This is a genomic window from Saccharopolyspora sp. NPDC003752 (assembly GCF_053605825.1).
Genome location: NZ_JBSGJZ010000049.1, coordinates 21,494 through 36,120, shown reverse-complemented (window position 1 = coordinate 36,120; position 14,627 = coordinate 21,494). Strand labels below are relative to the sequence as shown.

The following is a 14,627-nucleotide window of genomic DNA, read 5'->3' as shown; positions in this document are numbered from 1 at the left end:
CCGCTCACGCCTTCCCCACGCCGGGCAGGCCGACCGACTGCACGGCCGCGCCGAGCCCGGACAACGATGCGGTGACCTGGTCGTCGTGCTGCTCGTACGCGGAGAGCACGGTCCCGGTGATCTTCTCGGCGAAGTCGATCGCCTCCCGGGCCCGGCTCACCAGGCCGCGCATCTCCGCCATCGCCAGGAAGTGGTTCTCCCACAGCGAATGGGCCTCGCCGAACTCGCCGAGCCGCAGCTCGCGCTCGGTGAGCGAGTCGAGCTGCCCGGCCGGCCGGTCCATCCCGGACAGCTGGGTGGCGAGCTCACCGGCGAACTCCACCAGCGACCGCAGGTGGACCGCGAACGACTCGTTGCTGGACATGGACATCCCTTTCCGCCCATCGATGCGACCGCGACTACCGACGTCGCCCCGCTCCGGGATCGCGCACTCCCCTGTCCCACGACCCCGGAGCGGGGCCCTGCCCGCCCGAAAGCTGTTCTACAAGCGGCGTAGCCGCTTGCGGTGCGGGACTCAGCTCGCACCGCCGCGGGTTCTCGGACTGCGCCCGCCCTTCGGGGCCACTGGGCGACGCCAGTCCCCAGCGCCATGTATCGGTCGTCGGGGATCCCGGAGTCCAGACGGCGCCTGCAACTCCCGCAGGGGGCCGCCACCCGCACCGCTACGCAAAAACCATCTCTACGCGCCCTGCTGGAACTTGCCGGCCAGCGCCGAGTCCAGGGCCGCGCCGTCCATCGCCGAACGGCTCAGCAGCGAGCCGAGGTTGTTGATGATCTGCGTCATCTCGCCCAGCGCACCGCGGAGGTTGGCCTCGGCGGTCCGCGCGTCGGAACCCGACTGGCTGCCGGACTGGTACCACGTTTCCCGCACCGGGCCCAGCGCCGTGTCCAGCTCCCCGAGCGCGTTGCCGATCGCGCCGGAGTACCGGACCAGCGCGCCGCCCGCGTTGTCCACCGCGCCGAAGTTCATCGCGACGGTGTCACTCGATGGCCCACCTGCGTAGATCATGTCTTCTCCTTCCCGGACTGGTCCGTGCGCGTCAGCCGTTGAGGCCGGCGATGATGCCGCCCGAGTGCACGGCCGCGGTCGTCTGGTTGATCTGCGCGCTCTGCTGCTCGGAGAAGCCCGCGTGCTGGTTCATGACCTCGTTGAACTTCGTCGCGATGACCGTCAACGCGTTCTGCGCCCGCTGGATCTTGTCGTTGAGCAGCATCTTGTTCTGGTCGAAGGCCAGCCGGGCCGCACCGTTGAAGTTCTGCGTCGCGCCGACCAGACCCTCCACCTCGGCGTTGAGCTTGGCCATCATCTCGCGGATCCGCGTAGCCGTGTCGTCGAAGTCGCCGGCCGCCTTGGTCATGATCGCCCGATCGACGACGACACCCTGGGGTGTGCTCATGTTCATCGCCTCCTTTCACCTGCAGACACTAAGGACGTTCGGCGCGGTCGCCCACGGCAGAACTCACGTCGTCGCCGACGGCACTTTTGCCCGCATCGAACGGAGTCCAGGCCACCTGGACCAGTTCGTGCCCGGCGCGGCGGCGCACCAGGACCCCGCGCCCTGGCGGCTGCTTGCGCGGGCGGACGTCGCCGAGCAGGGCGCCTTCGTCCCGGCTGCCCGACATCACCAGGCCCGGCGAGCCGAGCTCCCTGATGCGCTGGATCACCGGGTCGAACATGGCGCGCGCCGCGCCGCCGCTGCCGCGCGCGAGCACCAGGTGCAGGCCGATGTCGCGGGCGTGCGGCAACAGGTCCAGCAGCGGCAGCAGCGGGTGCGAGACCTTGCCCGGCGAGGCGACGAGCTCGTAGTCGTCGATGAGCAGGAACAGTTCGCGGCCCTGCCACCAGTCGCGGCGGCGGAGCTGTGCGGGCGTGATGTCCGGTCCCGGCAGGCGTTCTCGCATGGCCTGGGCGACCTGGGCGACGACGTCGTCGAGCACCGGCTCGGATCCGGCGTAGCTGAGCAGGTGTTCCTCGGCGACCGCGCCGAGGAGGCCGCGCCGGTAGTCCACCGCGATGATCCGCGCCTCGGCCGGCGTGTAGCGGTCGGCGATGCCGTGCGCGATGGTGCGCAGCAGTGCCGTTTTCCCGCTCTCCACGTCGGCGAACGCGATGAAGTGCGGTTCCTTGTCGAAGTCGAGGAACACCGGCCGGAGGTCGGATTCCGCCACGCCCAGCGGGATCGCGCGGCCGGGCGGCGCGCCGAGCCGGTCGACGGTGATCTCGCGCGGCAGCAGCCGCACGCGCGGTGCGGGCGGGCCCGGCCAGGCCTGGGAGACTCGGGCGACGAGATCGGCGGTGCCCGTGCCCAGCGTTTCGGCGCGCTGGTCACCGTCCACCCTGGGCAGTGCGCCCAGCATGTGGAGGCGTTCCGGCGTGATGCCCCGGCCGGGCGCTCCGGCGGGCACGTTCTGCGCGGCGCGGCGATCGATCATCGAGTCGCTCGGGTCGCCGAGCCGCAGTTCGACGCGAGTGCCCATGCTGTCGCGCAGCGGCGTCGGCATGCTCAGCCACCAGGTGGTGGAGATGATCACGTGGATGCCGAAGCCGAGCCCGCGGGTGGCGAGCTTGACCAGCGAGTCCTCCAGGGAGGAGAACTCCTGGCGCACCGTCGCCCAGTCGTCGACGACGACGAAGACGTCGCCGAATTCACGTTGTCCGCCGGTGCTTTCGGTGAACTCCGCGCGGCGCTGCCGGAAGGTCTGGATGGAATCGATGCCGTTCTCGGCGAAGAACGCCTCCCGCTGTTCCAGCAGGGTCGTGGCCTCCGCGACGATGCGCCGGCAGCGCTCCTCGTCCCGCCGCAGGGCGTGGCCGCTGACGTGCGGCAGCCCGGCGATCGAGCCGAGCGCGCCGCCGCCCATGTCCAGCAGGAAGAACTGCACCTCCGCCGGAGTGTGGGTGAGGGCGAGCGAGGCGATCATGCCGCGCAGGAAGGTGCTCTTGCCGCTCTGCGGCGCGCCGATGAGCAGGAGGTTGCCCGCCGCGCCGGAGAAGTCCACCCACAGCTGGTCGCGGCGCTGCTCGAAGGGTTTGTCCACTGTGGCCACCGGGACGGCCAGGTTCGCGTTCCAGCCCCGGGGGCGCAGACCGCGCTCCGGGTCGAGCTCCAGCGGCGGCAGGAGCTGGTCGAGGGTAGGCGGCTCGTCCAGCGGCGGGAGCCAGATCGGGTGCGCGGCCGGGCCCTTGCCGATCAGCCTGGACACCATCGCGCCCATGATCGTCTCGCCGGTGCTCTCGCCCTGCTCCGGCGCAGCGGGCGGCTCGGGAACCGGTTCCGGATCCACGATCCTGTTCAGCCCGAACGGGATCACCCGCCGTCCCGGAGCCAGCGCCGGGGCCGAACCGGCGGCCCGGGGCGCGAGTTCCCCGGAGACGTAGGCGGCCTTGAGCCGCCGCAGCGTGTCGGTGTCGCTCTTCAGGTAGGCCGAGCCCGGCACGGCGGGCAGGTGGTAGGCGTCGGGCACGCCGAGCACGGTCCGGCTCTCCGACGCCGAGAACGTGCGCAGCCCGATCCGGTACGACAGGTGCGCGTCCAGCCCGCGCAGGCGGCCCTCCTCCAGCCGCTGGGACGCCAGGAGCAGGTGCACCGACAGGCTCCGGCCGAGCCTGCCGATCATCACGAACAGGTCGATGAACTCCGGCCTGCTGGACAGCAGTTCGCTGAACTCGTCGATGATCACCAGCAGCGCGGGCAGCGGCGCGAGGTCGGCGCCGGATTCGCGGGCCTGCTCGTAATCCCGCACCGACGCGTAATTGCCCGCGGCGCGCAGCAACTCCTGGCGGCGCACCAGTTCTCCGTTGATCGCGTCGGCCATCCGGTCGACGAGGGCCAGGTCGTCGGAGAGGTTGGTGATCACCGCGCAGGTGTGCGGCAGCTCGCTCATCCCGGCGAACGTCGCCCCGCCCTTGAAGTCGATCAGCGCCAGGTTCACCGCCTCCGACGAGTGCGTCACGGCGAGCCCGGTGACCAGGGTGCGCAGCAGCTCGCTCTTGCCGGAGCCGGTCGCGCCGATCACCAGCCCATGCGGGCCCATCCCGCCCTCGGCGGACTCCTTGATGTCCAGTTCCACCGGCAGCCCGTCGGGATCGAGCCCGAGCGGGACTCGCAGCCGCTCGCGGGCGGTGCGGGGGCGCCAGGTGACGGCCGGGTCGGTGTCGCGCGGATCGCCGATGCCGAGCAGGTCGGCGAGCCCGAAGGTGGTGGACATCGGCGTCTCGGCGCCGGCGGTGCCCGGGGAGTGCCACGGGGCCATCGACCTGGCCAGCGTCTCGGCGGCGGTGGTGCTCAACCGGTCCGGCTCGCCGATGTAGCGGAAGCCGACCTCGTCGTCGCGGCCGACCAGCATGCCCACGAATCCGTCGGAGACGTGCAGGAACAGGGCGTTCGCCCGCGATTCGGCGGGCGGCAGCTCGGACAGCTCGATCACGGTGACGCCCTGCCGCTCGGCATCCGGCGGCACCCGGCCGCCGTCGGCGATCACCACGAGGTGCGGCCGGTCGGCGTCGGCCTGCCTGCCGAAGGCCGCGCGCTCGCCGAAGTCGTCGCCGAGCAGCTCCGCGAGCGCGCCCATGTCGCCGGCCGCCAGCCGGGCCGGTCCCGCCGCGTCGGGGTCGGTGTCGTCCTGGGCGTGCGGCAGCCATTTCACCCAGTCCCAGTCGGCCCACCGCCGCGGCCCCAGGCACAGCGCGATCCGCAGGTCGGTCGGCGACTGGAAGGTGACGGCCTGGGCGAGCACCGCGCGCACCAGCTCGATGACCTCCTCGCGCTGCCCGCTGACGCCGATCCGGGCGTAGCCGCGCAGCGCGATGGCCACCGGCAGGTCGGCCACCGTCGAGTAGGTGCGGATGAAATGCCGCAGCGCGGTGGAGGAAACCGGGTCCAGGTCCTCCAGCGGCGCGGTCTGCGGGGCGCGCAGCGGGGTGGCCAGCTGCTGGGGCCCGCGGCCGATGCGCACCTGCCCGAAGTGCGGGTCGCGCCTGCGCCGCTCCCAGCGCCGCGGGGTCGGCACGAGGGTCCACAGGTCCTCCGGTTCGGGCTGTGCGAACAGCAGCGCGGCGCGCTGCGCCTCGGCGGTCTCGCGCACCTGCTTGCGCAGCCCGGCGAGGTAGCGCTGGTAGTCGCGGCGCTCCTCGTTGATCTTCGCCTTGGTGGACTGCCGCCCGCCGGCCAGCGACATCGTGATCATGCCGATCATCACGACCAGGAACAGGCCGCCGAAGAGGTAGGTCATCGGGCCGCCGGATCGTCCGATGTAGACGAACGACATGGCGCCCATGCCCAGCATCATCGGCACCATGAACAGCAGCTGCATCCAGGACTGGCCGCCCTTGACCAGGCTGGGCGGCGCCTGCAGCACGATCTCGCCCACGTGCTGCTCCGGCGCGCGCCCCGGGCGCAGCGCTGGTTGGGTCCGCATCGGTTCAACTCCCCGGGCTCGGAACGCGTGCCGGTCCCGAGTGTGGTCATCTCCGCCGCTGCGCAGGTGGGTACTTTTGCCGTCCACCTGAGATCCCGGCGGACCTACGCTCGCGGAGAATGGAGGTGCGGGATGGACACCAGTCAGGTCACCGCGATCATCAGGGCGGGGCTGTCGTTGCTGGCCCAGACGATCAGCGACGTCACCGGCGACCCGGGAGAGCTGCGGTCCAAGGCGCGGGACTGCGCGGTGTGCGCCGAGCAGGTGGGGGCCGCCGCGTCGGCGACCGGGCGGATCGTGACCCAGCTGGGCGAGACCTGGAACGGCCGGGGCTACGACGCCTGCCGGCAGACGTCCGACAACTTCGTCGACCAGCTCAACAACGCCCTGAAAGTGGCTCTGGAGAAGGAGAGCCAGCGGCTCACCGCCGCCTCGGACGCGCTGGTCAAGGCGCGCAACACCGCGCAGGCGCAGAAGAAGGGCTTCTTCGAGACGGCGATGGACATCGTGCAGCGGATGATGGACGCCATCAGGGCGGCGCACTCGATGTCCTCGCCGTGGCGCGAGGCAGCCATCGCGCTGGCCATCATGAACGCGGTCGTGCAGGCGCTCCAGGCGAAGTCCCAGGCCGAGTCGGACGCCGAGCAGACCAGGAACGAGCTCAGCCAGACACTGTCCACCTTGTTCGCCGACAGCGGCGCACCCGCCGCGGTGGCCGCCTGAACCGAACGGGACATCGCCGATGAACGCGCTGCACGCGCACCAGGGCCAGGACGACCCGCCGGAGCTCGCCGAGCTGATGCGGCGGTTGCAGGACCAGCAGGCGGAGATCGACCGGGCCCGGCAGGACGTCGACACCACCCTCGTCTCCGGCTGCTCCCGGGACAACGAGGTGACCGTCACCGTGCGGGGAACCGGCAGGTTCACCGAGGTCTCGATCGACCCCGATGCGCTGCGCCGGTACGACGCCCGCGATATCGGCGCGATCGTGGTGGAAGCCGCCAACGACGCGCTGGACCGGCTGGCGCAGCACGCGGCGCAGCGGCTCGCGCCGGCGCTCGACGCCGCCGACGAGTGGACGTGATGCCCACTCCGCGCCGGGTGACCGTGGTGGCCCCGGGCTCCAGGATCGATGTCGCGCTGCCGTTGGAGTGCACGGTGGCGGAGCTGATCCCGCAGCTCGTCCGGCTCACCGGGGTGCCGAGCCGTCCGGAGCAGCACCCCGGCTGGGTGCTCGCCCGCATCGGCGGCTCGGCGCTGGCGCCCGGCCTCACGGTGTCGGCGACCCTGGTGCAGGACGGCGAGATCCTCTGCCTGAATCCCCGCCCGAGGCAGGAGATCCCGCTGGTCTTCGACGACACCGTCGACGCGATCGCCGGTGCCGCGCAGACCCGTTCCGGGCCGTGGCGGCCGAGGGCCGGGCGGAACCTGAGCCTCTTCGCCGCCGTGGCGTTGTTCGTCGGTGCCACCGTTTTCGCGGCCGCGGCGCTGGCCGGCGGCCTGGCGGCGCCGATCGGATGCGCGGTGATCGCCGTGGCGCTGGCGGTCGCGGGCGGCGCCCTGTCCCGGGCCCGGGGCGACCTGGATTCCGGCAGCGCGACCGCGGGCGCGGGCGTGGTCGCGGCGCTGCTGGCGGGGATCACGGCCCTGCCGCCGCACCTGCCCTGGCCGATCGAGGTGGGATCGTTCGCCGCGGGCCTGGGCGCGGTGGCGCTGTACGCGACGGCGGCGGCGATGCTGGTCCACCGGTTCACCGTGTTCGCGCCGATCGTCGCGGCCTCGGCGCTCGGCGCGCTGATCACCGCGAGCGTGCCGCTGTTCGACCTGCCGGGCACCTCGGTCGCGGCGGTCTCGGTGGCGCTGACGGCCGCGCTCACCGCCGCCGCACCGATGATCGCGCTGCGCCTGGCCAAGCTGCCGATGCCCCGGGTGCCCGCGGACATGGACTCGTTCCGCGCCGACGAACGACCCACGCTCGACTCGTCGGTGCTCGGCCCGACGACGACCGCGACCGACGTCCTCACCGGCCTGGTCACGGCGCTCGGCCTGGTGACGGCCGGAGGCTGCCTCGTGCTGCTCGGCGACCCGTCGCCGTGGGCGGCGGTGCTGGTGGCGCTCGCGGCCACCGCGTGGCTGCTGCGCTCGCGCTCCTACGCGGGCACCGCTCAGCGAGTGGCGGTGATCGTCATCGGCCTGTTCCTGCTGATCGGCCTGAGCGCGCGACTGCTGTCCACACTGGACTACTACTGGACGCTCGCGTTCGCCGCGTTCGCCGCCGTGGCGGGAGCGGGCTGCCTGCACTACGCCGCGCGGAACCCGGCGAGCCTGCCGTCCCCGCTCCGCGCCCGCTGGCTGGACATCCTCGAATACCTGGTGCTGATCGCGCTGATCCCCACGGCGGCAGCGGTCCTGGACCTCTACAACACGATCCGCGACGCGGTCGGCTGAACCGCCTGGCGAAACGTTCCGACGGCCGTCGTCCCGCAATTTCAATGGAAATCGAAGGTCCGATTTCCATTGAAATTGCGGCAGCAGGAGGGTGCGGTCGTAAGAGGAGGCTTGCTCGCCTGCCGGGTGCGGTGTCGCCGGTCCCCGGCCGAAGCCGGAGCGCGCTCACCGACCTCGCGGGTCGAGGTCGGCGTCGTGCACGAGCAGGGCGACCTGCACGCGGTTGTTGAGGTCCAGCTTGGTGAAGATGGCCGATACGTGGGTCTTGACCGTCGCCAGGCCGAGGTGGTGGCGCGCGGCGATCTCGGAGTTGGACCGCCCGGCGCCGATCTCGATCGCGACGGTGCGTTCCCGGTCGGCGAGCAGGCCGAGTCGACGGCGTGCCGCATCGCGACGGGTGTCCTGTTCGGACCCGGCAACGCGGTCGATGAGCCGTCGGGTCACTTCCGGTGAGAGCACCGGACGTCCTCGTGCCGCGTGCCGGATCGCGACGACGAGCTCGTCCGGCGGGGTGTCCTTGAGCAGGAAGCCGGCCGCCCCGGCCCGCAGGGCGCGCAGCACGTGCGCGTCGGCGTCGAACGTGGTGAGCACGACGACCTGCGGTGCCTGCGGGCGGCGGCGGAGCGTCTCGGTCGCGGCGAGCCCGTCCGTGCCGGGCGTCCGGATGTCCATCAGCACGACGTCCGGTGCGTGGCGGTCGGCCAGCTCCACCGCCTCCGCGCCGTCGCCCGCCTCGGCGACCACCCGCAGGTCGGGGGCGCCGCGCAGCATCATGGTCAGCCCGAAGCGGACGATAGGGTCGTCGTCCACGACCAGCACGTCGACGGTCGGTGCGGGATCGTTCACGCCGGCCACGGTAGCCGCATCCCGGCCCGCCATCCGCCGGAGCCGGTCGGCCCGTGGTCGAGCAGGCCGCCGACGAGCGTGGCCCGCTCGGCCAGCCCGCGCAGCCCTTCCCCGGAGCCGGCGGGTTGCGCGGAGGGCGCGGACTGCCGCTCGTTGACGATCTCTGCTGCCAGGTGGTCGCCGGGCTCACCGGTGATCCGGACGACGACCGGCGCGCCGGGCGCGTGCTTGCGGGCGTTGGTCAGGCCTTCCTGCACGAGCCGGTAGAGCGTGCGGCCCACCGTCGCGGGGACGGCCCGCCCGCCGGTCGTCACCCCGGAATCGTCCCGCAGCTCGACCGGGGTGCCGGCACGCTCGGCCTCGTCGATCAGGTCGACGACGTCCTCGACGCCCGGCAGCGGGAGTTCGCCCACCGGGGCGCGTAGCACGCCGATCACCTCGCGCAGGTCCTGCAGGGCTCGGTGCGCGTTCTCCCGGACCACCTCCGAGGCGCGGGCGACCTCCGAGCACCCCGCACCCACCTCGGACGGTCGCGGTCTGACCTACGACGACGTCATGAACGCGGTGACGAGCGCCTTGTACGCCCAGTCGCTGTGGCCGAAGCTCACCGAAGGACTCGCCGAGCTGGCCGCCGGACGCGGCGACGTGCTGCAGGCGCAGCGCGACAGCGCCTTCGGGCGTGGTCCCGACGGCCGCTACAACAATTCCGCCGACGCGGCCTACGCGATCCGGTGCATGGACTCGCCGCGTCGCAGTCCTGCGGAGCAGACCGAATTGGCCCGGCAGATCCGCGCGGCCGCCCCGTTCATGGACTCCGGCCGACCGGTGCGGGAATCACACCACGAGTGCGAGGCCTGGCCGCAGCCGCCGACCTTGCCGCAGCCGTGGGTCACCGGCCCGGTCGGGCTGCCGCCCACGCTGACGATCTCCATCACCGGCGACCCGGCCACCCCGTACCAGGGCGGCGTCAACCTGGCCCGCGTACTGGGCGGAAGCCTGCTGACCGTGGAGGGCGCCCAGCACGGCATCGCGCTGCTGGGTCAGAGCGAGTGCGTCGACGGCCTCGTCGCCGACTACCTGATCGACCTGCAGACCCCGCCCGACGACGCCCGCTGCACCGCGTAGCCGATGCATCGGCAGACCGGGCTGGTCGAACCGGGCTCCAGCGGTTCCCCCGCACGAGCGCCTTCATCGGCGCAGCAGCCATCGCCATACTCCTCGCAGGACTCGCCGTCAGCCTTTCCCTGGCCGCGGAGGGCCTCACCCGGATCCCTGTCGTCGCCCAGCACACCGGCACGTTCACCTCGCCGATTCACCTCCCCCAGTGGGCGAAGATCGCCCTACCCGTCGCAGGGGCCATCGCCGCTACCGAACGCGCCCGAGAGACGCTGGTAGGCGGATGAGCGCTGAGCCGGCCGTTGAGCACGCGCGCACCTGTCCCCGGCTCGCCATGAGCGGGCTGATGGCAGGTCACCCTGAAAGCCAACGGGCTCAACGCGCCAAGCGCTTCCACCACGGGCCGCTGCCGCTCCCCGGCTGAACGGGTTGCTGCACAACGAGATCTGCTTCACCACCGTCCGCCTGCGGCCGATCCTGATCGGCGTGCTGTTCGGCGGCCTGCCCGAACGGGCCCTCCCGGCGAGCGGGCCGTGGTATTTTCCCCGCGATCTGCAACAGGGGGTACTGCGGAATGGCACACGAGTCCGTCGAGATCGACACATCCGTGCCGCACTCGGCGCGGATGTGGAACTACTGGCTCGGCGGCAAGGACAACTACGCCGTCGACCGCGCGGCCGGCGACGATTTCCGGGCCCTGTTCCCCGGAATCGACTTCGCGGCGCGCGCCGGGCGGTCGTTCCTGGCGCGCGCCGTGCGGTACCTGGTCGTCGAGGCCGGGGTGCACCAGTTCCTGGACATCGGCACCGGCCTGCCCACCGCCGACAACACCCACGAGATCGCGCAGCGGCACGCCCCCGGATGCCGGATCGTCTACGTCGACAACGATCCGCTGGTGCTGGCCCACGCCCGGGCGCTGCTCACCGGCACCCCCGAGGGCGCCACCGACTACATCCACGCCGACATCCGCGACCCGGAGACCATCCTGGCGTGCGCCGCCGAGACGCTGGACCTCGACCGGCCGGTCGCGCTGGTGCTGTTCGGCATCCTGGGCCTGGTCCCGGACGAGGACGATCCGTGGTCCCTGGTGCACCGGCTGCTGGGGGCGCTGTCGCCGGGCAGCTACCTCGCGCTGTTCGACAGCCCGGACACCGATCCGGGGCTGCTGGCCGCCCGGCGCAAGCAGGCCGACGCCGGCGCGATCCCCTACCACAGCAGGAGCCCCGAGCAGATCGCCGCGTACTTCCGCGATCTGGAGCTCCTCGAACCGGGGCTGGTGCCCTGCACCCGCTGGCGCCCCGACGAGCCACCGGTCGATTCCCCGGCCGACCTGTCCACGCTCGGCGGCATCGGCCGCAAGCCCTGACCGTCCGGCGGGGGCGTCAGCACGCGTACCGCCAGAAATCCCGCATCCACTCGGGTGGGACCGGGCCGTCCATCGTGACCTGGGCGAACAGGATTGCTACCGCGCCCGTGGACGGGACGATGTGCGCCGAGGTCCCGGTCCCGCCGACCCAGCCGTAGCGCCCCGGCACGTTCCACGGATCGATGGCCGCGATGTCGACCGCGCCGCCGAAACCCCAGCCCTGGCCTTCCAGGAACACCTCACCGGTCTCGCGCTGGGCCGCGGTGGTGTGATCGCTGGTCATCATGCGCACCGAATCGGCCGACAGCAGCCGGCGGCCGTCGGCGGTGGTGCCGCCGGCCAGCAGCATCCGGCCGAAGGCGAGCCAGTCGTCGACGGTCCCGACCAACCCGCCCGAACCCAGCGGGAAAGCGGGCGGGATGCTCCACTGCCCGTCGGGGCCGTCGGCGAGCTCCAGCCCGGCGGGGCCGCTTCGGTAGTAGCTGGTGAAACGCGCCCGCTTCTCGGCAGGGACCACGAACCCGGAGTCGACCATGCCCAGCGGCCCGAACACCCGCTCCGCCAGGAAGTCCGGCAGCGAACGGCCGGAAACCCGGGCGATCAGCACGCCCTGCAGGGCCGAGCAGGTGTCGTACAGCCACGCCTCGCCCGGCTGGTGCAGCAGCGGAACCCGGGACAGCTCGGCCATCCACTCGTCCGCCGCCGGGAAGCCCTGCGGCTCGCGACCGTCCCGCTGCACCGAGAACAGGCGCTGGACCGCAGGCAGCTCGAAGTCGGAGGCGAAGCCGTAGCCCGCGGTGGAGCTGAGCAGATCGAACACCGTGATCGGCCGGGCCGCCGGCACCACGTCGTCCACCGGGCTGCCGGGGGTGCGGACGACGGACGGCTCGGCCAGTTCCGGCAGCCACTCCCGGACCGGGTCGTGCAGCCCGATCAGGCCGTCGTCGACCAGCATCAGCACGGCCGCGGCGACGACGGTCTTGGTGACCGAGGCGATGCGGAAGATCGAGTCCCGCGCCATCGGAGCGCCGCCGACGGCGAGGGAGCCGACGGCGGCCACCTCGACCCGGTCGCCGCGAGCCACGAGCCCCACCGCCCCCGGTACCGATCCATCGTCGACGTGCTTCTGCAGGATGTCGTGCAGGCCAGTCATGATCCACCTTCTAGTCGTGATGCCTGAGCAGGTAGACGACCAAGCCCGCCGGAACTCATCGGTCCGGCGGCCGTCCGGTCCGGATCGCACGGCCGTCGGAGCGGCATGGAGGCGCTGCGCCGGGCGTGCACATCAAAACGGGATTGTCGGGGCCACATTCCCTGTCATCCTCTCTGAGGTCACTGCTCCGAGCGTTGTCAGCGAACTCACGGAACATCCGGAGGTCACCGACCGTGCCCGCACAGTCCATCCGCGCCATCGTGAACCCGCTGCTCACCCTCGATCCCGACACGAGCGACAACTCCGATCTCGAGATCTTGCGCGATCTCGTCGGCGAGGCCCGTGTGGTCTGCCTCGGGGAGAGTGCGCACTTCGCCTCCGAATTCGTCCGGCTACGCGACCGAATCGCGCGTTATCTGGTTCGCGAACTCGGGTTCTCCGCGTTCGTGCTGGAGTCCGGCCTGCCGGAAGGCCTGGCCGTTGACGAGTGGGTGCGCGGCGGGCCAGGCAGTCTCGCGACGATCGCCCGCCGCGGAATCACCTATGCCTTCGGCCGGTGCGAGGAAATGCATGCCCAACTGCAGTGGATGCGCGACTGGAATGCGACCCACAGCCATCAAGTGGGGTTCTACGGCATGGACGTGCCCGGCTGGTGCGCCAATCCAGCAGCCGGGGTGGCCGCCTGCCTGGACCGGCTGTCCCCACAGCCCGGGGACCGGGAGCTGCTGGCCGCCGCCGATCTCGGCGACCCCACGCGCGCGGCCTCCGCGGACGGGCCGGACACGCCCGACGTCCCTGCAGAGCTCTCTCGTGGCGTCACCGAGCTCGTGGCACGAGCGACCGCAGCAGACGACGAGATCGCACTCCGGTGCGCCCACGGAGCCCAGCGCGTGGTCGACTTCCTCCAGCACGGGCTCTACCCGGAGCCGAGGCGCAACCTGCGCAACGAGGTCATGGCCGACAATCTCCACTGGATCCTCGGCCGCGAGGAGCGGGTGATCGTCGGCGCCCACAACGTCCACCTGCAACGCACTCCCACCTTCGACGGCACCGAACCCATCGGAAGCCTGTTAGCACCCGTCCTGGGCCAAGAACTCGTCGTTATCGGCACCACTCGCGGCGCCGGGATCGTGCCCGGCGTCGACCTCGACGCCACCCCCGCCCGGCGCTACACCACCCCGGCTGGTGAATTCAGCGCACCCTCCCACTCCCTCGATGCACTGCTGGACGCCGTCGGCCTCCCGCAACACCTCGTGGATCTGCGTCACGCGCCACCGGAACTCCTTGCCGGGGCCACGGCCATGTCCGGACAGACCCAGCTGATCGACCTCGACCCCAAGCAGGCCTTCGACGCCGTCGTGCACATCCACCAGATCACCCCGGCCCACGGGGCAACCGACCGGCGAACCGCTCGACTGGCTCCGCCAGGATCCGGCCAACGAACAGGTTGCTCGGCGAATGCATGACACGGCCGGCCCGTAGCTGAGTTTTCGCGTGGCGGGGAGTCTGTACGGTTGGGCCACCGGCATGTCGCGGGCCCGGACCGCGCGCCACCACCGAGACGGGAAGAGACCGACATGGGCGAGATCCACGTGCACGAGTTCGTCAGCCTGGACGGCGTGTTCGAGAGCCCGATCTGGACCGCCGAGTACGGCTTCACCGAGGGCATGGCTCGCGCGATCGGCGGCCTGACGGAGGCCAGCAGCGCGATCTTGTTGGGCCGCAAGACCTTCGAGATGTTCGCCCCGGCCTGGTCCGGGCGCACCGCCGAAGACGACCCGGGGGCGCCGTTCTTCAACGACACTCCGAAGCACGTGGTCTCGTCGACCCTGACCACGGCCGACATCTGGAACAACTCGACGGTGTTCGGGGCCTATGACGCGCAGGCGATCCAGAAGCTGAAGGACGACGTCGACGGCGACATCTACATCAGCGGGAGCGGCACGCTGGTTCGCGCACTGCTGGCCGACGGCCTGGTCGACGGCCTGCACCTGCTGGTCTACCCGCTCGTCCTCGGTTCCGGGGAGAAGCTGTTCCCGGAAGGCACCGCGCGCCTCCCGCTGGCCTTGACCGGGCAGGAAGTGTTCGAGAACGGCGTGGTCCACCTGACCTACGGCCCCGCGAAGTCCTGAGCCACCACCCGAAGCGCACGACAGCGGACCAGATCGAGGTGAACGGGCCGTTCACCTCGATAGACGAGACGAACGGGCCGTTCACCCCCATTCTGCGGGTGTGAAGCGAACGGGCCCGGCTCGCCAGGGGTTCCGCGGGTTCCGATGC

At 71.6% G+C, this 14,627-nt stretch carries 14 protein-coding genes; 7 read left to right on the top strand and 7 right to left on the bottom strand.

Annotated elements, in window-relative coordinates; genetic code table 11:
* Window positions 1–4 precede the first annotated feature (4 nt).
* The 4 genes from ACWEV3_RS37790 to eccCa form a co-directional block, all read right to left on the bottom strand.
* Window positions 5–364, bottom strand: coding sequence for a hypothetical protein (locus ACWEV3_RS37790; RefSeq protein ID WP_452618503.1), 360 nt, complete (start codon window positions 362–364; stop codon window positions 5–7).
* A gap of 315 nt (window positions 365–679) precedes the next feature.
* Window positions 680–1,009 carry a hypothetical protein gene (locus ACWEV3_RS37785; protein WP_132483904.1) on the bottom strand — a complete coding sequence of 110 codons (330 nt, stop codon included), beginning with the start codon at window positions 1,007–1,009 and terminating at the stop codon, window positions 680–682.
* 31 nt (window positions 1,010–1,040) lie between these two features.
* Window positions 1,041–1,397: a WXG100 family type VII secretion target gene (locus ACWEV3_RS37780; RefSeq protein ID WP_132484128.1), complete on the bottom strand. Its 357-nt coding sequence runs from the start codon at window positions 1,395–1,397 to the stop codon at window positions 1,041–1,043.
* A 28-nt stretch (window positions 1,398–1,425) separates the two neighbouring features.
* Window positions 1,426–5,418, bottom strand: a complete 3,993-nt coding sequence (gene eccCa / locus ACWEV3_RS37775) for a type VII secretion protein EccCa (protein WP_452618502.1) — start codon at window positions 5,416–5,418, stop codon at window positions 1,426–1,428.
* A 132-nt stretch (window positions 5,419–5,550) separates the two neighbouring features.
* On the opposite strand from eccCa, the gene ACWEV3_RS37770 reads away from it, so the two are divergent.
* Genes ACWEV3_RS37770 through eccD form a run of 3 tightly spaced genes read left to right on the top strand, consistent with a single transcriptional unit; the run spans window position 5,551 to window position 7,866 of the window.
* Window positions 5,551–6,141, top strand: coding sequence for a hypothetical protein (locus ACWEV3_RS37770; RefSeq protein ID WP_452618501.1), 591 nt, complete (start codon window positions 5,551–5,553; stop codon window positions 6,139–6,141).
* A 19-nt stretch (window positions 6,142–6,160) separates the two neighbouring features.
* Window positions 6,161–6,502: a YbaB/EbfC family nucleoid-associated protein gene (locus tag ACWEV3_RS37765; RefSeq protein ID WP_452618500.1), complete on the top strand. Its 342-nt coding sequence runs from the start codon at window positions 6,161–6,163 to the stop codon at window positions 6,500–6,502.
* Window positions 6,502–7,866: a type VII secretion integral membrane protein EccD gene (eccD, locus tag ACWEV3_RS37760; protein WP_452618499.1), complete on the top strand. Its 1,365-nt coding sequence runs from the start codon at window positions 6,502–6,504 to the stop codon at window positions 7,864–7,866. Before ACWEV3_RS37765 ends, eccD begins: the two co-directional genes overlap by 1 nt.
* 165 nt (window positions 7,867–8,031) lie before the next feature.
* On the opposite strand, the gene ACWEV3_RS37755 is transcribed toward eccD, so the two are convergent.
* Window positions 8,032–8,721 (bottom strand): response regulator, encoded by a 690-nt coding sequence (locus ACWEV3_RS37755; RefSeq protein ID WP_452618498.1) that lies wholly within the window; start codon window positions 8,719–8,721, stop codon window positions 8,032–8,034.
* Window positions 8,709–9,233, bottom strand: a complete 525-nt coding sequence (locus ACWEV3_RS37750) for a sensor histidine kinase (protein WP_452618497.1) — start codon at window positions 9,231–9,233, stop codon at window positions 8,709–8,711. The genes ACWEV3_RS37755 and ACWEV3_RS37750 overlap by 13 nt, the downstream gene beginning before the upstream one ends.
* 34 nt (window positions 9,234–9,267) lie before the next feature.
* Here ACWEV3_RS37750 and ACWEV3_RS37745 point away from each other — a divergent pair, with 34 nt between their 5' ends.
* Both ACWEV3_RS37745 and ACWEV3_RS37740 read left to right on the top strand, forming a co-directional pair.
* Window positions 9,268–9,837: an alpha/beta hydrolase gene (locus tag ACWEV3_RS37745; protein WP_452618496.1), complete on the top strand. Its 570-nt coding sequence runs from the start codon at window positions 9,268–9,270 to the stop codon at window positions 9,835–9,837.
* Between the two features lie 565 nt (window positions 9,838–10,402).
* Complete coding sequence (locus tag ACWEV3_RS37740) at window positions 10,403–11,194, top strand: SAM-dependent methyltransferase (protein WP_452618495.1); 792 nt, start codon at window positions 10,403–10,405, stop codon at window positions 11,192–11,194.
* A 16-nt stretch (window positions 11,195–11,210) separates the two neighbouring features.
* Here ACWEV3_RS37740 and ACWEV3_RS37735 read toward each other — a convergent pair whose 3' ends face one another.
* Window positions 11,211–12,347 carry a serine hydrolase domain-containing protein gene (locus ACWEV3_RS37735; protein WP_452618494.1) on the bottom strand — a complete coding sequence of 379 codons (1,137 nt, stop codon included), beginning with the start codon at window positions 12,345–12,347 and terminating at the stop codon, window positions 11,211–11,213.
* A 125-nt stretch (window positions 12,348–12,472) separates the two neighbouring features.
* On the opposite strand from ACWEV3_RS37735, the gene ACWEV3_RS37730 reads away from it, so the two are divergent.
* Together ACWEV3_RS37730 and ACWEV3_RS37725 are read left to right on the top strand one after the other, a co-directional pair.
* A complete protein-coding gene (locus ACWEV3_RS37730; protein ID WP_452618493.1) occupies window positions 12,473–13,813 on the top strand; it encodes an erythromycin esterase family protein in 1,341 nt (446 codons plus the stop codon).
* Window positions 13,814–13,924: 111 nt separating this feature from the next.
* Window positions 13,925–14,479 carry a dihydrofolate reductase family protein gene (locus tag ACWEV3_RS37725; RefSeq protein ID WP_452618492.1) on the top strand — a complete coding sequence of 185 codons (555 nt, stop codon included), beginning with the start codon at window positions 13,925–13,927 and terminating at the stop codon, window positions 14,477–14,479.
* Window positions 14,480–14,627 lie beyond the last annotated feature (148 nt).